The sequence below is a fragment of the Nesterenkonia haasae genome (assembly GCF_010119385.1).
Lineage (GTDB): Bacteria > Actinomycetota > Actinomycetes > Actinomycetales > Micrococcaceae > Nesterenkonia > Nesterenkonia haasae.
This window is the reverse complement of record NZ_VFIE01000027.1, coordinates 1-20,982: the sequence shown is the minus strand read 5'-3', so window position 1 is coordinate 20,982 and position 20,982 is coordinate 1. Positions and strand designations below refer to the sequence as shown.

19 protein-coding genes are annotated in these 20,982 nt (G+C 61.4%); 14 read left to right on the top strand and 5 right to left on the bottom strand.

Going from position 1 to position 20,982, the window contains the following annotated elements; translation table 11 throughout:
• Positions 1-64: 64 nt before the first annotated feature.
• The 4 genes from FH975_RS13970 to FH975_RS13955 all read left to right on the top strand — a co-directional run bounded on the left by FH975_RS13970 (position 65) and on the right by FH975_RS13955 (position 4,393).
• Positions 65-1,084: a DNA-directed RNA polymerase subunit alpha gene (locus tag FH975_RS13970; RefSeq protein WP_162321878.1), complete on the top strand. Its 1,020-nt coding sequence runs from the start codon at positions 65-67 to the stop codon at positions 1,082-1,084.
• A 64-nt stretch (positions 1,085-1,148) separates the two neighbouring features.
• Positions 1,149-1,745 (top strand): 50S ribosomal protein L17, encoded by a 597-nt coding sequence (gene rplQ / locus FH975_RS13965; protein ID WP_162321877.1) that lies wholly within the window; start codon positions 1,149-1,151, stop codon positions 1,743-1,745.
• 148 nt (positions 1,746-1,893) lie between these two features.
• The gene (truA, locus tag FH975_RS13960) at positions 1,894-2,757 is read left to right on the top strand and encodes a tRNA pseudouridine(38-40) synthase TruA (protein ID WP_162321876.1); all 864 of its coding nucleotides are present in this window, start codon (positions 1,894-1,896) and stop codon (positions 2,755-2,757) included.
• 184 nt (positions 2,758-2,941) lie between these two features.
• Entirely contained in the window at positions 2,942-4,393 is a 1,452-nt protein-coding gene (locus FH975_RS13955; protein WP_162321875.1) for a sugar porter family MFS transporter, read from the top strand.
• A gap of 30 nt (positions 4,394-4,423) precedes the next feature.
• Here FH975_RS13955 and FH975_RS13950 read toward each other — a convergent pair whose 3' ends face one another.
• Complete coding sequence (locus FH975_RS13950) at positions 4,424-6,328, bottom strand: BglG family transcription antiterminator (RefSeq protein WP_153078037.1); 1,905 nt, start codon at positions 6,326-6,328, stop codon at positions 4,424-4,426.
• Positions 6,329-6,502: 174 nt separating this feature from the next.
• Here FH975_RS13950 and FH975_RS13945 point away from each other — a divergent pair, with 174 nt between their 5' ends.
• From FH975_RS13945 to glmM, 9 genes are all read left to right on the top strand, one after another.
• Complete coding sequence (locus tag FH975_RS13945; protein ID WP_153078038.1) at positions 6,503-6,772, top strand: HPr family phosphocarrier protein; 270 nt, start codon at positions 6,503-6,505, stop codon at positions 6,770-6,772.
• 5 nt (positions 6,773-6,777) lie between these two features.
• A complete protein-coding gene (gene ptsP, locus FH975_RS13940) occupies positions 6,778-8,460 on the top strand; it encodes a phosphoenolpyruvate--protein phosphotransferase (RefSeq protein WP_162321874.1) in 1,683 nt (560 codons plus the stop codon).
• A 14-nt stretch (positions 8,461-8,474) separates the two neighbouring features.
• Entirely contained in the window at positions 8,475-10,550 is a 2,076-nt protein-coding gene (locus FH975_RS13935) for a PTS mannitol transporter subunit IICBA (RefSeq protein WP_162321873.1), read from the top strand.
• Between the two features lie 112 nt (positions 10,551-10,662).
• Positions 10,663-11,820 (top strand): mannitol-1-phosphate 5-dehydrogenase, encoded by a 1,158-nt coding sequence (locus tag FH975_RS13930; RefSeq protein WP_162321872.1) that lies wholly within the window; start codon positions 10,663-10,665, stop codon positions 11,818-11,820.
• Between the two features lie 9 nt (positions 11,821-11,829).
• A complete protein-coding gene (locus tag FH975_RS13925; protein WP_162321871.1) occupies positions 11,830-12,717 on the top strand; it encodes a DNA-methyltransferase in 888 nt (295 codons plus the stop codon).
• A 316-nt stretch (positions 12,718-13,033) separates the two neighbouring features.
• Positions 13,034-13,477 (top strand): 50S ribosomal protein L13, encoded by a 444-nt coding sequence (gene rplM, locus FH975_RS13920; RefSeq protein ID WP_138253455.1) that lies wholly within the window; start codon positions 13,034-13,036, stop codon positions 13,475-13,477.
• Between the two features lie 34 nt (positions 13,478-13,511).
• Positions 13,512-14,012 carry a 30S ribosomal protein S9 gene (gene rpsI / locus FH975_RS13915; protein WP_153078043.1) on the top strand — a complete coding sequence of 167 codons (501 nt, stop codon included), beginning with the start codon at positions 13,512-13,514 and terminating at the stop codon, positions 14,010-14,012.
• A gap of 169 nt (positions 14,013-14,181) precedes the next feature.
• The gene (locus FH975_RS13910) at positions 14,182-14,811 is read left to right on the top strand and encodes a LysE family transporter (protein ID WP_162321870.1); all 630 of its coding nucleotides are present in this window, start codon (positions 14,182-14,184) and stop codon (positions 14,809-14,811) included.
• Between the two features lie 102 nt (positions 14,812-14,913).
• Entirely contained in the window at positions 14,914-16,266 is a 1,353-nt protein-coding gene (glmM, locus tag FH975_RS13905; RefSeq protein WP_153078045.1) for a phosphoglucosamine mutase, read from the top strand.
• Positions 16,267-16,291: 25 nt separating this feature from the next.
• Here the strand turns inward: glmM and FH975_RS13900 are convergent, their stop codons facing one another.
• Positions 16,292-17,101: a M15 family metallopeptidase gene (locus tag FH975_RS13900; protein ID WP_162321869.1), complete on the bottom strand. Its 810-nt coding sequence runs from the start codon at positions 17,099-17,101 to the stop codon at positions 16,292-16,294.
• Between the two features lie 40 nt (positions 17,102-17,141).
• Between FH975_RS13900 and FH975_RS13895 the strand changes: the two genes are divergently transcribed.
• Positions 17,142-18,452, top strand: coding sequence for a CapA family protein (locus tag FH975_RS13895; protein ID WP_162321868.1), 1,311 nt, complete (start codon positions 17,142-17,144; stop codon positions 18,450-18,452).
• Positions 18,453-18,467: 15 nt separating this feature from the next.
• Here the strand turns inward: FH975_RS13895 and mscL are convergent, their stop codons facing one another.
• From mscL to coaA, 3 genes are all read right to left on the bottom strand, one after another.
• Positions 18,468-19,013: a large conductance mechanosensitive channel protein MscL gene (gene mscL, locus FH975_RS13890; RefSeq protein ID WP_162321867.1), complete on the bottom strand. Its 546-nt coding sequence runs from the start codon at positions 19,011-19,013 to the stop codon at positions 18,468-18,470.
• A 77-nt stretch (positions 19,014-19,090) separates the two neighbouring features.
• Positions 19,091-19,804 (bottom strand): M15 family metallopeptidase, encoded by a 714-nt coding sequence (locus tag FH975_RS13885; protein WP_162321866.1) that lies wholly within the window; start codon positions 19,802-19,804, stop codon positions 19,091-19,093.
• On the bottom strand, positions 19,801-20,868 hold the full coding sequence (coaA, locus tag FH975_RS13880) for a type I pantothenate kinase (RefSeq protein ID WP_153078250.1): 1,068 nt from the start codon (positions 20,866-20,868) through the stop codon (positions 19,801-19,803). The genes FH975_RS13885 and coaA overlap by 4 nt, the downstream gene beginning before the upstream one ends.
• Positions 20,869-20,982: the final 114 nt, after the last annotated feature.

The window sequence follows — 20,982 nt, the reverse complement described above, 5'->3', positions numbered from 1 at the left end:
TCCTCGGCAGACCACTGAAAAAAGAATGTGTCATATAGCGGACGCACTCTGAAAGGAATGACCAGTGCTCATTGCACAGCGCCCTACGCTGACTGAAGAAGTCGTCGACGAGAACCGTTCACGCTTCACCATCGAGCCGCTCGAGCCGGGCTTCGGCTACACCCTTGGTAACTCCCTCCGGCGGACGCTGCTGTCCTCGATCCCCGGTGCCGCAGTGACCAGTATCCGGATCGACGGTGTACTCCACGAGTTCAGCACCATCACCGGCGCCAAAGAGGATGTCACTGAGCTGGTGCTCAACGTCAAGAAGCTCTCCGTGTCTTCAGAGCACGACGAGCCGGTTGTCGCCTACCTCCGTAAAGAGGGACCCGGTCCGGTCACCGCAGCAGACATCACGCCACCAGCAGGTGTGGAGTTCCACAACCCCGCGCAGCAGCTGCTGACCCTCAACGAGGATGGCAGGCTGGACCTGGAACTCACCATCGAGCGTGGACGCGGGTACGTTTCCGCTGCCCTGAACAAGCTGGAGGATTCGGAAATCGGCCGCATCCCGGTCGACTCCATCTACTCTCCGGTAGAAAAGGTGAGCTACAAGGTCGAGGCAACTCGTGTTGAGCAGCGCACCGACTTTGACAAGCTGACTATCGATGTCGAGGCCAAGCCGTCCATGGCTCCGCGTGACGCGTTGGCATCGGCTGGTTCCACACTGGTGGAACTGTTCGGTCTGGCTAAAGAACTCAACATCTCAGCTGAGGGCATCGAGATTGGCCCGTCCCCGACGGATGCTGCCCTGGCCGCTGACATGGCCCTACCTATTGAGGACCTTGAGCTCACGGTGCGCTCATACAACTGCCTCAAGCGTGAGGGCATCCACACCATTGGCGAGCTCACCGCGCGCTCAGAGGCTGATTTGATGGACATCCGGAACTTCGGTGCCAAGTCCATCGACGAGGTCAAGGAGAAGCTCGTTGAGTACAACCTTCAGCTGAAGGATTCCCCTGAGGGCTTCGACCCAACGGCCGCCCGTTTCGCTGCTGAAGAGGCCGAGTACGACGACGAGGCCGACGCTCAGTTCTCCAACTGAGCCACCGGTACCAGACATTCGTTCGCTTCAGACGGTGAGCGCTTTCTACAAGGAGTAAGAGACCATGCCAACCCCCACAAAGGGACCGCGCCTCGGCGGCAGCCCGGCGCACGAGAAGCAGATGCTGGCGAATCTGGCCGCCAGCCTTTTTGAGCACCGTTCAATCACCACGACGGTCACCAAGGCCAAGCGCCTTCGCCCCTACGCTGAGCGGCTTATCACCGTAGCTAAGAAGGGTGATCTTGCTGCCCGCCGCCAGGTAGTCGCCAAGATCAGTGCGCAGAACGCCACCAACCAGGCGATTGTTCACGAGCTGTTCACCGTAATCGCTCCGGCCATGGCCGAGCGTCAGGGCGGATACACCCGCATCACCAAGATCGGCAACCGCAAGGGCGACAACGCCCCTATGGCCGTGATCGAGCTGGTGATGGAGCCCGTGAGCCCGAAGCAGCAGGTCGTCCGCGACGCCGAGTCCGCTACGGCGGCCGCATCAAGTGCTCAGGAGACTGAGCCAGTAGTGACCGAAGACGACACTGCATCCGTCGAAGCGGAAGCCGCTACAGAGGCTTCCGACGACGCAGCAGCTGAGTCGGCTGCCGACACCGAGACTGACGATGTCGCAGCCGAAGCAGCCGCAGATGAGTCAAACGAAGAGAAGTAGTTCTCCTCAATAGACACAGATGTGCGGGGGCCCTGACCATTTGGTCAGGGCCCCCGCACACGTTTAACGCAGAATGCCGAAGCGTTCTTAGCGCTGGAGCCCGAACCCCAACGGACTGCGCACTCAACGATCCAGATAGGGTAATGCCATGCGTGTTCGCCTGGACCTTGCTTATGACGGCAACGCCTACAGAGGGTGGGCACACCAGCCCGGACAGCCAACCGTAGAAGGCACGCTGCGTGAGGCGCTTGCCACCATCATTCGACGTGAGGTCCCCGTCGTTGTCGCCGGGCGCACTGACGCTGGTGTGCACGCGCGCGGACAGGTTCTCCACCTCGACCTCACCGCGGAGGAGTGGGACGCATTGGCCCGGGGGAGGGCCATCCCACCAGAAACAGCGATGCGGCAACGGCTCAACGGTGTCCTAGGCCGGGAAGATGGCGCAGTGGTTGTGCACCAGGTGCGCCGAGTGAGCGATGATTTTGATGCACGCTTCTCCGCGCTGAGCCGTACCTATACCTATCGGATCGCTGACAGGCCTGACCTACGCGATCCGCTTCGGCGGCATGACACTGCCTGGCTGAGCCCATCACGGAAACTCCAGGCGTCGGGGCAGTTGCACGTTTTGCTCATGGACGCTGAGGCTACGAGCGTCCTTGGTCTGCACGACTTCGGAAGCTTCTGCAGACCACGCGAACATGCCACCAGCATTCGTCAGCTCACCGAATTCACCATAAGCCGCGGACCCGATGGGGTGATCACTGCTCTGATCACTGCGGACGCCTTTTGCCACCATATGGTCCGTGCGCTGATCGGAGCATGTATCGACGTCGGCGAAGGCCGCCGTCAGCCAGGCTGGCTAATGGACAGACTGTCTGACCCGATCTGGGATGAACGTGTCCGGCTCGCCCCACCCCAGGGTCTCGTCTTGGAACGTGTGGACTACCCGGACGAGGATCAGTTGGCAGTTCGAGCCGGACAAACCCGCGCTCGGCGTGAACCCGCACCTTAGGCCCCTGGTCCAGGACACCCGTCAATGACGGGAAACGCCTAGTCAACGAGATACTGAGTGCATTTCTCGGGTAGTATCCCCCTGGCGCCGGGTGCGGCGCGCCTCATCTGCCAAGAACATGTTCGTTGGCCCCTGACCGGCCGACACATTGACCAGACCTTCACCCTGGAAGGACATCGAACTCATGAGTTCATCAAGCTCCCAATCGCCGGCCGTCGGCGCTGTCACGTGGATCGTGATGGTGGCCGCCTTCGGCGGTTTCCTGTTCGGATTTGATACCGCAGTGATCAACGGAGCGGTAGCCCCGATTCGTGAAGAATTCGAACTGGGAGCGCTGATGAGCGGGTTCAGCGTTTCCAGCGCGCTGCTCGGTTGTGTGGTCGGCGCATTCAGTGGCGGTGTCATCTCAGACCGAGTGGGACGGCAAAAGGCGATGCTGCTGGCGGCGTCGCTCTTTTTCCTCTCCGCAGTCGGCTGCGCACTGGTATTCGGCGTCTACGACCTTATCTTCTGGCGTCTCGTCGGCGGCATCGGTGTGGGCATGGCCTCCGTCATCGCCCCGGCATACATCGCAGAAGTCTCTCCGAGTGCTTGGCGCGGAAGGCTAGGGTCGCTGTTTCAGTTGGCGATCGTCACCGGTATCTTCATGGCGGCGATCTCCAATGCGCTCTTTGCCAATATTGCCGGTGGAGCAGCAGAGGAACTCTGGTTTGGTCTGGATGCGTGGCGGTGGATGTTCTTGTCGGAGGCTGCCCCGGCGCTGGTCTACGGGCTGCTGGCGCTGAGCATTCCAGAGTCTCCGCGCTACCTGGTCTCACGCGGCAAGAACGACGACGCCGCAGAGATCCTCACCGAAGTCGTGGGCATCAAGGGCTCTTCCGCGGTGGCAGCCAAGATCGCAGACATCCAGCGCACCATCAACATTGAAGCTCGGCAGAAGCTCAAGGACCTGTTCGTGGGCGGGAAGCTGATGCCGATCGTCTGGGTCGGTATCGGCCTGGCAGTGTTCCAGCAGTTCGTGGGCATCAATGTCATCTTCTACTACTCCACTACCCTGTGGCAGGCAGTCGGCATCGCTGAAGACCAGGCGCTGCTGGTCCAGGTCATCACCACCAGTGTGAATATTCTGGCGACTATCGTGGGCATCCTGATCGTGGACAAAGTTGGCCGTCGTATCCCACTGGCAGTCGGCTCCGGGGTGATGGCAGCGGGTCTGCTCATGATGGCTGTGGCCTTCTCGCAAGCCGTTGAATCCACAACCACCAATGAATTTGGTGATGTGGAGACTGTGGTGTCACTGCCGGAACCATGGGGCATCATCGCCCTCGTCTCAGCGAATGTGTTTGTGCTCGGCTTCGGAGCCACGTGGGGTCCGTTTATGTGGCTGATGCTCGGAGAGATGTTCCCCAACAGAATCCGGGCTGTCGCGATGGGCGTCGCCTCGGCCTTCAACTGGGGATCAAACTTCCTGATCTCCACGTTGTTCCCACAGATGGCGGAGTTGTCACTGGTATTCGCCTACGCATTCTACGGCGTCAGCGCGCTGATCAGTCTGGTGTTCGTCCTGAAGTACGTGCCGGAAACCAAGGGCCGTGAAATCGAAGAAATGCAAGAACAGGCCTATTCCAAAACCTGACCTGGGGATCGCCATCTGGTCCTGGGTGATTCAGCCGTCGATCACCGCGGTGAGTTCATCAAGAAAGTCCGTGAAGTTCGTGCCGCGACGAAGCAGTCGTTGGACGGAGTCGCGTTCATTGAACACCTCCACCAGTTGCTCAAAAACCGTTTGAAACGCCTCGCGGTCCTCTTCGCTGAAAGCCACCAGGACAACGAACTGCACCCGGGTGTCACCCCAGCGCAGTGAGTTTTCTGCCACGCCGACTGACAGCACTGTGCGCCCAGCGGTCATCTTGAGCGCGTGCGGAACAGCCAAGGCGTCAGTGAAGGCAGTGGATGAGAGCTCTTCACGGGCGATAGCCCGCTCAATGTAATCCTCATCGATCACCCCCAGCTCAATGAGTGGCGCTCCCAAGGCCCGGATCACCTGAGGTTCCTTTAGGGCAGGCAGGGGACGAACGAACGCGCTCGGGTGAAAGTAGTGCTCCAGCTCGCTCCGGAGTCGGGCAAGTCGAAGCGTGCGGCGGCGTCGGGCGGCTGCCGCTGCAATTCGTTCAGTATCAGCATCAGTGAGGAAGGGAGGCAGCAGCACCGTCCGCTCATCAGGCACTGGGGGATCGATTGTGGTAAGTACGAGGTCGGTGGTGATGGCCGCCCAGTCCGGAGACATATCCGTCTCCACTGCGGTGACCTCCACGGAGGAGCCGAGCGACTGATCAATTCTCGAACGCAGCAGCTCATGCAGCTCGTAGTACCCGGGGCATACGATGGTGGCGGTCAGCACGGCGCCGCTCTGTCGATTGCGTTCCAATCTCCCACCGACATGCATTGCGATATAGGCGATCTCGTCATCACCGAGGCTCAGTTGCAGGTGATCGCCGACCTCGGAAGCGATGGAAACTGCCACCTCAAACACCATCGGGTAGGCGCCCTTGAGCGAACGGGTCAGCGGGTTTCTGGACCAGGCCTGTTCCTTGGCCCGGTGCACAAGGTTTTGTACGTGAAGGCTGAGCCGACGGAGAAAATCATCGTGGAAGATGTCGACCAGGTACTCCTCTGAGGCGTGCCGGACAGCTTCTTGCACGACCCACTCAATATGCGGGTCCAGAGACACCTCGAGAGCCTCGCCTTTGGGTGTCACCGCCCGAGTCAGAATCAAAGACGCCAAGTGGTGCAAGTCGCCGAGTCCCACGCGTGTGCCGAAGTGTTTCAGCGTCAGGACATCGAGCAGCTCTGCGAACTTTTTCTGCTGAGCTGAGGGGTTCACGTGGGTGCCTGTCAGGGCGCGACCCTGAGCCACCCTGTCTGCGGCGATCGCCACATGGAGAATGACATCAGAGACAGCGAGCTCGTTGACGTAGAACCCCTGCTCACCGAGTCGGGTGGTGAGTTCATGTTTGAACGGCGAGAATGACTTCGGATCGATTGATTCCAGTCCGATAGTGCGGCGCAGGCTGGCCATATCGGCAAAGCCCTCGTCCATTTCCTCATGGGCAAGCTTTGACACCAGACGCCGCTGGGCGAGTTCATCGCCGACCAGCATCACACGGGGCCCAGCACGCTGGAGCTTCAGTTCGGTGCCCCCAATCAGGTCCCGCACCCGTACGAGATCAGCTTCCACCGTGGCTTCTGACACATGCAGGCGGACAGCAGTCCGATGAATGTCGATACCCGAGGGTGCTCCCAGAAGCTCGCGGACCAGCGAATGCACCCGGTCCTGTGGAGTCGCACTTTCAGAGTCCTCGCGCAGCCCAGCCAACACTGCCCGATCTGCTCTGTAGCCCAATGGGCCCGACTCCACGGCGGTCACCGCGCCACTGCGCGCGTTGAGCTGCGATATATAGGAACGCACACTCCGGGGTGTCACCCCGAGCGAGTCCGCCAAAGACCCCGCGGTGACCCAACCCTCTGCGCGCAGGAGGAGATTGGCCACCTTCTCCGGACGCCTGCGCATGCCACCTAGCCTATGGCACTCAGCCCCAAGCGTGTTTTCCGGGATGTCAGCCAACGGCATCCTGGCCGCTTTTTTCCGCAGGGGCGGAAAGAACTCTGGCCTGTAGACGCTATATATGTGGGCCGCATCACGGGAGAATCATCACAACGCCATATTCAACGGAAAGGCACCACCATGTCGGCAACCCGCACTGTGACCGTCGGATCCTCGCAGGGTCTACATGCTCGCCCAGCCAAGCTATTCGTGGAGGCAGCGCAGAACACCGGCCTTCCGGTGACCATCGCTAAGGGTGAGAAGTCCGTCAATGCCGCGTCCATCCTCGGTGTGATGTCCCTCGGCGTAGACAAGGGTGATGAGGTGACCCTCACCGCTGAAGGAGAGGGTGCCGAATCTGCACTGGACACCCTTGAAGCGTTCCTCAAGACCGATCACGACGAGGCCTGAGCTCTATGTCAATCACACCCCAGTCCGCGATGAAGGGGACCGGGATCGGCCAAGGGGTCGCCCTAGGCCCGGTGGCGCGCATGTCACCATCGCCGATCGCGCCCACCGATGAGACCAGCTCGCTGACGCATCAGCAGGAGTCCGAGCGGGTCAATAAGGCCATCGAAGCCGTCGCAGCAGACCTCACCCAGCGTGGCGAGGTTGCTGGAGGTCAGGCGCAGGAAGTTCTTGAGGCTCAGGTCATGATGGCTCAAGATCCGACCGTCACAGACGCCGTCGAGGTTCACCTCAAGGACGGAAAGACTGGGGAATACGCCGTTCACGCAGCTTTCGCAGAAGTAGCGCAGACACTTCAGGCTCTCGGTGGCTACCTCGGTGAGCGTGCTGCCGATCTCTACGACGTCGCCGCCCGGGTCGTTGCCGCGCTTCGGGGAGAACCCGCCCCGGGGGTTCCTGACCCCGGTTACCCGTTCGTGCTGGTGGCACAGGATCTCGCCCCGGCCGATACCGCGCTACTGGACCTGAACAAGGTTCTGGCGCTGGTCACCATCGAAGGTGGGCCGACCTCCCACACCGCCATTCTCGCCCGTGGCAAAGGCATCACCGCAGTAGTCGGGGTCGCTGAGGCAGCTCAACTCAGTGACGGAGATGAAATCGTCGTTGATGCCGCCAACTCAGCGATCGTGCTCGCCCCTACACGGGAGCAAAAAGATGAAGTAGCGGCGCGTATTGCACAGCGCGCCGCCGTTCAGAAAGCACCCATTACCGATGGTGCGCTGGCTGATGGAACGGCGATCCCTCTGTTGGCGAATCTGGGCACACCGGACAACGCCGCTGAGGCCGTTGACTTGGGCGCTGAAGGGGTGGGCCTGTTCCGCACTGAGTTCCTGTTTCTGTCCTCCGAGACGGCGCCGAGTGTAGAGGAGCAGCGGCAGGCCTATCAACAGTTGTTAGAAGCGTTTCCAGGTAAGAAGGTCGTCGTGCGGGCCCTCGACGCTGGCGCCGATAAACCCTTGCCGTTCCTCAACGATGCTGAGGAGGAGAATCCGGCTTTGGGGCTCCGTGGTCTGCGCGCCCTGCTGACCAACGAAGAGGTGCTGCGCGACCAACTGTCCGCACTCGCAGAGGCTGAAGCCGCAACCGACGCCGACCTGTGGGTGATGGCACCCATGGTGTCCACCGTGGAGGAGACGGAGACCTTCGCTAAGTTCGCCCACCAGCATGGACTGAAAACCGCCGGAGTGATGGTGGAAGTTCCCTCTTCTGCGCTTCTGGCCGAGCAGATCCTGCAGACCGCAGACTTCGCCTCGATCGGCACCAATGACCTCACCCAATACACCATGGCCGCTGACCGGCTTCTGGGATCCGTGGCCGGGCTTCAAGACCCGTGGCACCCAGCGGTCCTCAAGCTCGTCCGCGAAGTTGGCGCCGCCGGAGCTTCAACCGGTAAACCAGTCGGAGTCTGCGGTGAGGCTGCTGCCGACCCGCTGTTGGCCGTGGTGCTGGTAGGGCTCGGCGCGACCTCCCTGTCCATGGCGCCCGCGGCCCTGGCCGACGTCCGGGCTGAGCTTCTGCGTTACACCCTGGATCAGGCTCAAGCTATCGCTTCCGCCGCCGTCTCCGCTGCCACGGCGGCCGAGGCTCTCGACGCTGCACGCAGTACCTCCACATCCCTCGCCAACGATTGAGAAAGAGCAGTCCCATGACCACGACGACGACGTCACCAGACTCCAGCGCCGCAGCTGATAAACAGCCAGGAAGATTGCGCGTCGGGGTCCAGAAATTTGGGTCCTTCCTCTCCGGCATGATCATGCCGAACATCCCTGCGTTGATCGCCTGGGGAATTGTCACCGCGGTGGTGGTCAACGTCTCCGAGTTCACCGAAGAGGGCTGGGAAGCGACCAACGCACTCTCCGCGGTCATCTTCCCGATGATCCACTACCTGCTGCCGGTCCTGATCGCTCTGCAGGGCGGTCGACTGATCTACGAAACTCGTGGTGCCGTCGTCGGGGCTGTGGCGGCAATGGGTGTCATTGTGGGGTCCGACCACCTCATTGACCAGTTCAACGCCGCGCTTCCGGCCGGTGAGGAGGGGATCAACTACGTCCACATGTTCATCGGTGCGATGATCATGGGGCCCCTGGCCGCATGGTTGATGAAGAAGCTTGATGCCCTGTGGGAGGGCAAGATCAAGCCCGGCTTCGAGATGCTGGTCAACATGTTCTCCGCAGGAATTCTGGGGTTCCTGCTCCTTGTGGTGGGCTTCTTCTTCATGGCACCGCCGATCAACTGGCTCATGGACGCCCTCGGCAGGGGAGTGGAATGGCTGATCGACAACAGCCTGCTGCCGCTGACCTCGGTGCTGATCGAGCCAGCGAAGGTTTTCTTCCTCAACAACGCCATCAACCACGGTGTATTGACGCCCTTGGGCACCCAGCAGGCAGACGCACAGGGCAGCTCCATCCTCTTCCTGCTTGAAGCCAACCCTGGGCCCGGTCTGGGACTGCTGCTGGCGTTCTCCGTCTTTGGTGTTGGTGCAGCGAAGGCCACCGCCCCAGGTGCGGCTCTGATCCACTTTGTGGGCGGCATCCACGAGGTGTACTTCCCATACGTGCTGATGAAGCCGGTTCTGCTGCTGGCCATGATCGCTGGCGGCATGACGGGCGTGACCACAAATATGCTCCTAGATGTTGGTCTGCAAGCTCCTGCGGCGCCCGGGTCCATCATTGCGGTGTACGTTCAGTCTCTCGGTGGCGGCGTGGGCAACGTGGTCGGTGTGACCTTCGGTTGGGTGCTATCAGCCGCGGTGACATTCGCGGTGGCTGCGGTCATCCTGCTCTCATCACGCAAGCGAGACTTGGAGCTGGGTGATCAGTTCTCCTCCGCCATTTCCAAGACGCAATCCGCCAAGGGCAAGAGTTCCTCCGCCCTGTCCAGCCTCAGTGCAGGTGCGGCCAATGTTCCGGCTGCGGCAGCTGAGCGGATTCGGACCATCTACTTCGCTTGCGATGCGGGTATGGGGTCCTCCGCAATGGGCGCCTCGGTCCTGCGGAAGAAGCTCTCCGGCGCTGGCATTACCGATGTCTACGTCACCAATAAAGCCATCTCCTCCCTCCCGGGCGATGCCGATCTGGTCATTACCCAGCAGACGCTCACCGACCGGGCCCGTCCCAAGGAGCCGAACGCCATCCACGTCTCTGTGGACAACTTCATGAACGCCCCGGAGTACGACGAGGTCGTGGAACTTGTAAAAGGCAGTGAAGATCACGACGCCGTGGCTGGCAGCTCGGGTGCCCAGGCGTCGTCGCCTGCCCAGCGCGGTGACACGCTCACCTCAGTTGACTCGGGCGTCCTGACTCGGGATCGGATACGGATCCGGGCTGGAGCTGCAACTCAGGAAGAGGCGCTGCGTGAAACTCAGGAGATCCTCGTCTCTGCCGGTGCGGTGACCGAGGACTACCTCCAGGCCATGCGTGACCGTGAGGCGACCGCATCCACCTTTATGGGTAATGAGCTCGCCATCCCGCACGGCACCAATGACGCCAAGAGCGCCATCACATCCAGTGCGCTCTCCGTGCTCCGTTATGACGGCGGCGTGGACTGGTCGGGAGACCAGGTGACGTTCGTGGTCGGCATCGCCGGGGTGGGGGATGAGCACCTGCAGATCCTGTCCAGGATCGCCGAGCTGTTCTCCGATGAGTCCAAGGTCGCGGAGCTCAAGGCGGCCTCCACAGAGGCTGAGCTTCACGAGCTCCTCAGCGCCGTCAACGAAAACTGAACCGCACCTCAGGAGCGCGTCTCGGGATGTTGGAAACTCCACCGTTTACGCTGTGAGTTTCCAACATCCCGAGACGCTCTGTCAGGTTGGACGATAGGACAGGGAGTCAGACATGAAGGCAGTCCACTTTGGAGCCGGGAATATCGGCCGCGGATTCGTCGGCGTCCTGCTGCATGAAGGCGGCTACGAGGTGGTGTTTTCCGACGTCGCCGCTCCGCTAGTAGAGGCGCTCAACGCCCAGGACTCTTACACAGTGCGCGAGGTCGGCGCCGGAGGTCAGGACCACACCATCACCGGCTTCCGTGCGCTCAACAGCGCAGAGAACCCGGAGGCCGTGGCCCAGGAAGTCGCCGAATCTCAGGTGGTCACCACTGCAGTAGGTCCTACTGTTCTGAAATTCATCGCCCAGCACATCATGGACGGTCTGCGGCTGCGCCCAGCAGACTTCCCGCCACTGCAGATCATGGCCTGCGAGAACGCCGTTGGCGCAACCGACACCCTGCGGGCGGAAATCGAACGCCTGGCCGGTCCCCAATGGGCGGAGCTGGACAGCAAAGCTGTCTTCGCCAATACGGCTGTGGATAGGATCGTGCCTGGTCAGACCGCCGAGGCGGGGATCGACGTCACGGTGGAGCCCTTCTACGAGTGGGCCATCGAATCGGCGCCGTTCGGCGAACAACGGCCGAATATTCCGGGGGCGCACTTTGTGAAGGACCTCGGGCCCTATATTGAGCGCAAGCTCTTTACCGTCAACACTGGACACGCGACAGCTGCCTACCTTGGAAGCGCCGCCGGACATACGACGATCGCTGCCGCCCTGGGGGATCACCAGGTCTCAGCTGGAGTCCAGGCCGCCCTGGAGGAGACATCGGCACTACTGGTGGCCAAGCACGGGTTCAGTCCACTGGAGATGGCTGATTACCGCGAGACTATTCTGGAACGGTTCCGCAACCCCTCACTTCCGGATACCACCACGCGCGTGGGACGCCAACCGCTGCGCAAACTTTCACGCCACGAGCGGTTTATCGGCCCAGCTGCGCAAGCGGCAGAACGCGGCCTTGAGGTTAAGGGCCTGCTCGCAGCCATTGGCGCCGCCCTGAGATTCGATGTGCCCGAGGATGAGGAGTCCGCCCAGCTGAAGAGCACACTCAGTGAGGTCGCCGCAGGGTCTCTGACGCCGCAGGAATTCACCACCCAGGTGACTGGACTGGAGCCGGAGCACCCGCTCTTCGCCCGAGTCTGCAGCACGGTGGTCAGCTCAGCTGGATAGGCTGGGGCGGTGAATGAACCACTCTGGACCCCTGGGTCGCCCAATACGGTGATCGCCGGAGACAACCTCCCGGTACTCGAATCCCTCCCAGGAAACTCCTTCCAGCTCATATGCATCGACCCGCCGTTCAACACCGGACGGGTTCAGCGCGCTCAGCCCATGCGCACAGTGCGGTCCGCCGATGGTGACCGAATCGGGTTCAAGGGCCATACCTATCAAACACTCAGAGGCGCCCTGACGACATACGATGATGACTTCACCGACTACTGGGACTTCTTGGCCCCGCGTCTGGAGCAGGCTTGGCGGCTGCTGAAGGACACCGGGACGCTCTACCTGCACCTGGACTACCGCGAGGTGCACTACGCGAAAGTCATGTTGGATGCGCTCTTCGGCCGGGAGTGTTTCCTCAATGAGATCATTTGGGCCTACGACTACGGCGCTCGCGCCAAGAGCAGATGGCCCACCAAGCACGACAACATCCTGGTCTACGTCAAAGATCCCAAGAAGTACTACTTCAACAATGAAGACGTTGACCGCGAACCCTATATGGCACCAGGTCTGGTCACCCCTGAGAAAGTCGCACGTGGCAAGCTGCCCACCGATGTCTGGTGGCACACGATTGTGGCGCCCAACGCGAAGGAACGCACCGGCTACCCTACTCAGAAACCGGTGGGAGTCCTTAAGCGTATGGTGGCTGCCTCCAGCCGCCCCGGCGACTGGGTACTCGACTTCTTCGCCGGGTCCGGAACGTTGGGGGCAGCCGCGCATGAACTCGATCGCAGGTACCTGCTGATTGACGCCCATCCAGAGGCTGTCGCCGTCATGCGCGGCCGGCTGGAAGGTACGACGACGCCCCCACGGTTCGTGGCCGCAGAGGGTGAGTTGGCGGCGTCGTAAGCAACCGGGTATAGTCAAGGGTTGTTGTGCGTGTCCAGACCTGCCTGGATTCGTGTTGAGGCGGTCCAGTTGCATGGCCGTTCAGCCTCCACGAACCTCGCGGGAGACAACGGGCCCCGAATCTTCCCGGTCCTCACCCGGGAATCGGGCAGCGCGCTGAAACAGCAGTCGCCAAGGCGACTGCGACCTGAAGGGTGCGAAAGCCGGAGGTTTTCGCATCTGAGACCAAGTGCATCACGCGCTGACAGGCAGTGAATCTCACACTCTGCCCCAAGCTGCGTGAACCGTAGAACACCGACCGTAAGGCATACCAACCGTGCGTACGTACACCCCCAAAGAAGGCGACGCCGACCCGCAGTGGCACATCATCGATGCCACTGACGTGGTCTTGGGCCGTTTGGCTTCGCAAGCTGCTCAGCTGCTGCGCGGCAAGCACAAGCCCACCTACGTCCCAAACCAGGACATGGGCGACTTCGTCATCATTATCAACGCTGAGAAGGTCGCCGTCACCGGCGATAAGGCAGCTAAGAAGACCTACTACCGCCACTCCGGCTTCCCGGGCGGCATCAAGTCAATCAATTTCGAGCAGATGATTGCACGCCACCCCACCCGAGCAGTGGAACAGGCCGTCAAGGGCATGGTTCCACACAACAAGCTCGGCACCGCCCAGTTGACTAAGCTGCGCGTCTACGCAGGCAGCGAGCACCCGCACGCCGCCCAGCAGCCGAAGCCGTTCGAGATTACCCAGGTCGCCCAGTAATTCGGGCCCGACTCTAGAGACTTTTAGGAGAACCGTGGCTCAGAACACTGAAGAGCTCACCGAAACTGAGGAGCTGACAAGCTTTACCTCAGAATCGACACCGACCACCACTACTGACGACGTCACCGCTGAGCGCGCCCCGCTGACCGTGCCTGGTGCGGCCATCGGTCGCCGTAAGCGCGCTCGTGCCCGTGTGCGCATTGTGCCGGGTACTGGCAAGTGGACCCTCAACGGCCGCAGCCTGGAAGACTACTTCCCGAACAAGCTGCACCAGCAGGAAGTCAACGACCCGTTCACCCTGCTGGGCCTCAACGACGCCTATGACGTCATCGCCCGTATTGACGGTGGTGGCCCCTCCGGTCAGGCCGGTGCCCTGCGCCTGGGTATTTCCCGCGCGCTCAACGGCATCGACCGTGACCACAACCGCCCGGCGCTGAAGAAGGCTGGCTTCCTGACTCGCGACGCCCGTGCGGTGGAGCGCAAGAAGGCCGGTCTGAAGAAGGCCCGTAAGGCTCCGCAGTACTCCAAGCGCTGATTTTCCAGTCGCCTGCGCAATTGCCCCGTTCGGTTCGCCGAGCGGGGCAATTCGCGTCTGAAGGTGGGACTGGACCGGGCACATCGCACTGTCACCGAACTTTCCAGCTCAGAGCGCCCCGCTCAGGGCATTCAAGACCACAAGTCTCCTCGAGCAGCATTCTGGTGACATGATCGAACTGATTCTCACAGGCCTCTGGTTGGGGCTGGTGTTCAACGCAGCCCCTGGACCCATTTTCACTGAATCGCTGCGGCGCGGCGTCCGGGGCGGGTTTGGCCCCGCCCTGGCCGTTCAGGTGGGTTCTCTGGTGGGAGACGCCGCGTGGGCAGTCTTGGGGCTCGCCGGTGCGGCGGCCCTGCTGACCCAGCCGCAGCTCCACATTCCGATGACGCTCATTGGTTGCGTTGTGCTCCTGCTGCTGGGGCTTCAGGGCATCAGAGACGCGCTCAAGCCGAAAGCGCCGCAGTCGGAGCCAGTAGTCACCAGCGGAACTCTACGTGGCCCGCTGACTGCTGGAGCGCTCCTCTCGCTGGCCAGCGTGTGGAACGTGGTCTACTGGGCCGGTGCTGGTGGAGCGGTGGGCGGCGCGCTGGGAGAAGATGCGCCGCTGGGTCCCCTCATGATCTTCTTTGCAGCGTTCATGAGCTCCTCTATCCTGTGGTGTTTCATCTGTGCAGGATTTATCGCCGGACTGCGCCGCGCGGTGAGCCAGCTATGGACTCGCATTATCGAAGGTGGAGCAGGCGTCGCGCTAGTGGTGATGGCGGTATTGCTGGTTCTCCAATCTTTCGAGGTCTAACCCAGCGAACAAGAAGCTTCGTCACAGCTTCATACCAAAATCGCCGTTAATGCGGTCTGAACGGGGCTTTTTTGGCTCTCGACCGTTAGACTCACGTCCAATATGACCAGATTGTTTGGAACCGACGGGGTTCGTGGCGAGGCCAATGGGCTGTTGACCGCGGACCTGGCTCTTCGTCTCTCCCAGGCTGCGGCAGTGGTGCTGGGGCATCGACGCACTCCTGCAGATAAGCGTCCCGTTGCCGTATTGGCTCGGGATCCGCGAGTCTCCGGAGAATTCCTCTCAGCGGCTGTGGAAGCTGGATTGGCCTCCTCCGGGGTGGACGTCTATGACGCTGGAGTGCTGCCGACCCCGGCGGCCGCTTTCCTTGTCGCGGACTTCAACGCCGATTTCGGGGTCATGATTTCTGCCTCGCATAACCCTGCCCCCGATAACGGCATCAAGTTCCTTGGCGCAGGCGGGCACAAACTCGACGACGCCGTCGAGGATGAGATCGAGGTGCAGATCGGGGAGCCTCCACTGCTGCCCACAGGCGCGGACGTGGGCCGAGTGCAGAGGTTTTCCGATGCGGAGGACCGCTATGTTGTCCACCTGCTGCAGTCCTTAGGTGGTGTCAGCCTTGAAGGTTTGCGGGTCGTGCTCGACTGTGCTCACGGTGCAGCCAGCGGTTGCTCACCGGAGGCCTTCGCCGCCGCAGGTGCCGAAATCGTGGTCATCGGTGCTGAACCCGATGGCCTCAACATCAATGACGGTTACGGCTCCACTCATCTTGAGCGGCTCCAAGAAGCAGTAGTCTCCCATGGGGCTCATATCGGCATCGCTCACGACGGGGACGCCGACCGTTGCCTCGCAGTGGATCATACCGGAGCGCTGATTGACGGTGATCAGATCATGGGGGTACTCGCGCTTGCGCTGAAGGAAGCGGGAACCCTGAAGGACAACACGCTGGCTGTGACGGTCATGAGCAACCTCGGGTTGAAACTCGGTATGGCTGCTGCCGGAATCGATCTGGTGGAGACTGCAGTCGGCGATCGGTACGTCCTGGAAGCCATGCGTGCTGGCGGATACTCACTTGGCGGAGAACAGTCAGGGCACCTCATCTTCGCCGACTATGCCACTACCGGTGACGGGGTTCTGACCGGTCTGCAGTTGGCGGCCCGCGTTGCTGCCACGGGCAAGCCCCTGAAGGTGCTGGCCGAAGAAGCGATGACAAGACTGCCGCAGGTGCTGATCAACGTCAAAGGCGTGGACAAGGCCAAGGTGAAGAACCACCAGGTGGTTCAGGAGGCTGTCACCGCCGCCGAGATGCGCCTCGGCGAACACGGCCGTGTGCTGCTGCGACCCTCAGGCACTGAACCCGTCGTCAGGGTGATGGTGGAGGCCCCCACAGCAGACCTGGCGCAGGCCGAATCCCAAGTCCTCGCCGATGTGGTCAAGGCCGAGCTCGCTCTCTGAGACGGTTCCATACGAACCCGTCAGCTCATGAACTGGGCTGGTACTCCTCGTCGTAGTCAGGTGCCGGGGGCTGATCCCAGTACTCTTCCAGGGTGACGCCACGGTCGGCGACGTCGCGGGCGGTCTCCTCACCCACGTAACGCAAGTGCCATGGCTCGTACTGGAATCCGGTGATCTCTTCAGCGCCCTCCGGATAGCGGATGATGAACCCGAACTCATCAGCGTGCTCCGCCAACCACTGGCCCTGTTCTGAATCGCCGAAGCAGGACCGCAGGTAGCACTCGCGGTCCTCCAAATCAGCGACATCTATGGCCAGACCCGTCTGATGTTCCGAATGTCCCGGTCGTGCACTGACACGGTCTGCGGCCTCGGCACCATCTTCATAGAATCGCTGCTCATAAAGCGCCTGCTGGAAGTCGAAATCGCGGTAGGCAGTGGTGGCCCACAAATCCATGCCGTCATGGGCAGCAGCCGCATGAAGTTCCTCATAGGCCCCGGCAGCAGCTTCCCGCAGGGGGGCCTCACCGAATTCGCTGGGTGCGTCCACGTCACGGAGGTCATCCGGCGAGAAGTCCAAGGGATCCAGAGGATTCTGCTTATTCACCAACACGTGCACCGAATCCGGATCCGTGGATGCCTGACTCACGGGCTGAGGTTCCGGCTCCTCGGTTTCCGGTTCCTCAGCTTCGGGAACCGATTCTTCGGATCGTTCCGCCTCCTGCGCTGGACTTTCAGCAGGTGGTGTAGTGCGGTTCTCCTCGGCATCTTGGCCTCCTGCGCAGGCTGACACAGCCAGCAGAGCAGAAACCCAGGCGCTGAGGACCAAAATGCGCATCACCCCAGAGTAACGGGTTGTCGCGGTAGGCTCGTAGACGATGTCAGAAGTGAAAGGCGCCCCCAGACTCGGCCCTAAGCGTTACCTCTGGGCGCTGATCACCGCACTGAGCCTCACCGCATGCGTCGAGGGACCTGATGAGCACGATGACGCCCCGACAGAACCCGGCGACGAAGCCACTGAGTCCCCTGGAAACGCCGGTGGGGAAGGCGATGTGCCGGAGGCTGCAGCACCGCAGCAGGATGACCAGTTCACCATCGCTGGGAGCGGGGATGTCCTCATTCACGACAACGTGATTGATGAGGCCGCAGTGCTCGCTGAGGGAGACGGTTACACATTCGCCCCACTGATGAGCGCAGTTGAGGATCTCATCAGTGGTGCTGACCTGGCCCTCTGCGGTTTGGAAGTGCCGATCGCCCCCGAGGGTGTGGAGCCGGTCGGGTATCCGGTGTTCGCCGCGCCGCCGGAGTTAGCCGCAGACCTCACATCGGTGGGTTTCGACGGCTGCTCCACCGCGAACAACCATTCCTTCGACCAGGGTGTGGCTGGACAGGAACGGACCCTTGAGGTGTTCGACGAGGCAGGACTTGGCCATGCCGGAACAGCTCGGACCGAAGAGGAAGCCGGCCAGCCGCAGATTTTCACCCTGGAACGCGGCGACCGGGAAGTCACGGTGGCGCACCTGGCGACCACAATGATCCACAACCATGCTTTCCCACCGCCGGAAGATGAGCTCTGGCGGATCACGGATGTCACCGCTGTGGAGCTCACCGAGAGGGCGGCCCAAGCGCGCGAGGATGGGGCCGACGTCGTCATCGCTTCTGTCCACTGGGGTGAGGAATATGTCCACGAGCCGACGGTGGAACAGCGGAACTACGGTGAGCAGCTGGCTGGCGGGGGAGAGATCGACGCCGTCTTCGGCAGCCATTCGCACACCCCGCAGCCGGTGGAGCAGCTAGCTGGCGGCCCTCAGGGGGATGGGATGTGGGTGGTGTGGTCCATGGGAAATTTCCTCTCCAACCAGGATGAAGCGTGCTGCATTGTGGAGACTGCCAGCGGAGTAGTGGTCTACGCAACGGTCGAAGTCAGTGAAGACGATGCCGCGGTGGTTGCTATGGACTGGCTGCCGGTCACTGTGGACCGAGGTCCTACAGACGATGAGCCGCACCGGGGGATCTGGCCGCTGCGCACTTTGGCCGAGGACGAGATTCCTGAATCAGTCGAGCTCAGCGAGCAGACGGTTCAAGACCGCTGGGAGCGTGTCCTGGACGTCATGACTGAAGAGACTCTGCGTGATGAACCGCCATCGCCCACCGGGCCGGATCCTGACATTGTGCCCCGCGGTGATTAGCGGAGTCGGGACCACTCAGTCCTTGCCCCAAAGGATGTTCTTGGCCCTGCCCAGCCGGGAAGTTGTCTGAGCCTGGGACGCGGCCTCTGCACGAGCTCGCTGTTCTTCCAGTAGGCGTTCGCTTTCGACGGCGGTCGCGAAGGCCGCCGGATTGACCACCTCCGTCTGCACCTTGAGCTGGTCGCGAATCTCTTTCAACAGCGTGATGCTCTCCTCTTCGGCGGTTTCCTCCGCCTGTCCTAGCAGTGCGTGCCGGGCGGCAATGAACTTGTTCATCGGAAGGATCACAACACAATAGATGGCCGCGGCGATCAGCAAGAAGTTCACCAGGGCGGTGAGCAGTACGCCGAAACGCATGGGAGGTCCCTCGAGCCCAGGCAGAGTCACTGCGAGAAGATTGTCGAAGTCGGGATCCTGCGCCAAGAGCTGCCCGATCAGTGGCATCAGCACATTTTCGACCAACGCATTGATCACTGCGCCGAACGCGGTGCCGAGCACCACCGCCACTGCGAGGTCGACTACATTTCCCTGTTTGACGAAATCGACGAATCCCTTAATCATGAGCTCATCGTATGCGCAGCTTTAGGTTTTCAGGCGGACAGTCCTCGCCGGCGCCACGGCTCAGGCCCGGGCCCATGTCAGTCGCTCAGCTGATCCGGGTCGGGGTCGGCGTCGTCGTAATCTGGAGCGGCGGGTTGGCGCCAATACTCTTCCAGCGTGAGGTTCAGAGCCACGATCTCTTCGGCGGTCTCAGCACCCACATATCTCAGGTGCCACGGTTCATAGGCGAACCCGGTGATGTGCTCCTTTCCTTCCGGATAACGGATGATGAAACCGTAGTTGTGGGCGCTCTCCTCTAACCATTCAAACTCCGGGGTCTCATTGAAGCACTCGCCGATGATGCACTCTGGATTGTCGATGCTGATCACATCCACTGCCAGGCCCGTCTGATGCTCGGAGTAGCCTGGCCGGGCGGCGAACTCATCGGTCCCCTCAGTGCCGTGTTGGGCATGCCGGGCGGAGTAGATGCGAGCCTGGGCGTCGAAGGACCTGTATCCGCTGGTGACGGCCAGGGTGATTCCTTCGTCTAAAGCGTCGTCGAAAAGCTCTTCCACGGAGTCTGCTGGTTCCTCACGCATGTACACCGGGTCGTCCACCGAGGTTCTGACCTCCAGCTCAACGAGATCCTCGGGGGAGTAGTCCACTGGTTCCAGAGGGTTTTGGCGGTTCACCAGCACATGGACGGAGTCCGGGTCCCAGCTCACCTGGGACGCCTGAAGGGTTTCCGGGGAGGGAAGCTGGGCGAGCACAACGGCGCCCACAGCCAGAACCTGCTGTACGAGCCCGCTCATACTTTGCGCAGCAGCACCCGGGAAACGCTGTGGTCGTCGTCCTTAGACATGACCAACCGAGCGCGCGACCGAGTGGGTTGAATATTCTCCCGCAGGTTCGGCCCATTGATGCGCTTCCAGATATCGGAGGCCTGTGCGACCGCTTCCTGATCGCTGAGCCGGCTGTACTGGTGGAAATAGGCCTCAGGGTTGGCGAACGCCCCATGCCTCCACCGCATGAAGCGGTCCACATACCACTGTTCAATATGACTTGATTTAGCGTCAACGAAGATTGAGAAGTCAAAAAAATCACTCAGCGCCAAGCCTGCGGTTCCGTCCTCACGCACTCGCGCTGGTTGCAGGACATTCAGCCCTTCCAGAATGAGCACATCGGGTCTGCGCACCACATGGTGCTCACCGGGCATGATGTCGTACTTCAGATGTGAGTAGACCGGAGCGGGGACCTCCGGACGCCCCGACTTCACTTCTGACACGAACCGAAGCAGGCGCCTGCGGTCATAGGCTTCAGGGAAGCCCTTTCGGTCCATAATGCCGCGTCGGCGCAGCTCAGCATTCGGGTAGAGGAAACCGTCAGTGGTGACCAGCTCCACACGTGGGGTGGAAGACCAGCGGCGCAGCATTTCCTGAAGCACACGCGCCGTGGTGGACTTCCCCACCGCCACCGATCCCGCTACACCAATGATGAAAGGGGTGCGTCGGGTGGATTCGCCCAGAAAATCGTTGGTGGCCGAGCGCAGCCTCGCAGCGTTCTCCACATAGATGTTCAGCAGACGCGAAAGCGGCAGATACACCTGGGCCACCTCATCCAGAGAAAGGTGATCACCGATGCCGCGCAGCCGGTCGACGTCGTCCTGGTTCAGCGGCTGCTGGATGGACTGAGCGAGCCGGGCCCACGCCTCGCGACCCAGCTCCACAAAAGGTGAGTAATGAGCTGCTTCATTATCCAGCGGAGGCGAACCGGCCCAAGGTGCTGTCCCACTCACTTCGGGCGGAACAGGCACAGGGGCCGTGGGCGGATGAACGGGCTGCGAGTGCACAGGTGACACGATACCGTCTAGCACCATCTGACCAGCCACCAAGGTCTCCACGGTATTCTAAGCGGCATGTGTGGAATTGTTGGTTATATCGGTTTGCCGGAGAAGTCTGTTGAGCATCATGCGTTGGATGTTTTGATGGAG

Excerpts from the sequence above, each read along its gene's own strand:
- rplQ (WP_162321877.1), top strand. The coding sequence starts at position 1,149 with ATGCCAACCCCCACAAAGGGACCGCGCCTCGGCGGCAGCCCGGCGCAC.
- truA (WP_162321876.1), top strand. The coding sequence starts at position 1,894 with ATGCGTGTTCGCCTGGACCTTGCTTATGACGGCAACGCCTACAGAGGG.
- FH975_RS13955 (WP_162321875.1), top strand. The coding sequence starts at position 2,942 with ATGAGTTCATCAAGCTCCCAATCGCCGGCCGTCGGCGCTGTCACGTGG.
- FH975_RS13950 (WP_153078037.1), bottom strand. The coding sequence starts at position 6,328 with ATGCGCAGGCGTCCGGAGAAGGTGGCCAATCTCCTCCTGCGCGCAGAG.
- FH975_RS13945 (WP_153078038.1), top strand. The coding sequence starts at position 6,503 with ATGTCGGCAACCCGCACTGTGACCGTCGGATCCTCGCAGGGTCTACAT.
- ptsP (WP_162321874.1), top strand. The coding sequence starts at position 6,778 with ATGTCAATCACACCCCAGTCCGCGATGAAGGGGACCGGGATCGGCCAA.
- FH975_RS13935 (WP_162321873.1), top strand. The coding sequence starts at position 8,475 with ATGACCACGACGACGACGTCACCAGACTCCAGCGCCGCAGCTGATAAA.
- FH975_RS13930 (WP_162321872.1), top strand. The coding sequence starts at position 10,663 with ATGAAGGCAGTCCACTTTGGAGCCGGGAATATCGGCCGCGGATTCGTC.
- FH975_RS13910 (WP_162321870.1), top strand. The coding sequence starts at position 14,182 with ATGATCGAACTGATTCTCACAGGCCTCTGGTTGGGGCTGGTGTTCAAC.
- glmM (WP_153078045.1), top strand. The coding sequence starts at position 14,914 with ATGACCAGATTGTTTGGAACCGACGGGGTTCGTGGCGAGGCCAATGGG.
- FH975_RS13900 (WP_162321869.1), bottom strand. The coding sequence starts at position 17,101 with ATGCGCATTTTGGTCCTCAGCGCCTGGGTTTCTGCTCTGCTGGCTGTG.
- FH975_RS13895 (WP_162321868.1), top strand. The coding sequence starts at position 17,142 with ATGTCAGAAGTGAAAGGCGCCCCCAGACTCGGCCCTAAGCGTTACCTC.
- mscL (WP_162321867.1), bottom strand. The coding sequence starts at position 19,013 with ATGATTAAGGGATTCGTCGATTTCGTCAAACAGGGAAATGTAGTCGAC.
- FH975_RS13885 (WP_162321866.1), bottom strand. The coding sequence starts at position 19,804 with ATGAGCGGGCTCGTACAGCAGGTTCTGGCTGTGGGCGCCGTTGTGCTC.
- coaA (WP_153078250.1), bottom strand. The coding sequence starts at position 20,868 with ATGGTGCTAGACGGTATCGTGTCACCTGTGCACTCGCAGCCCGTTCAT.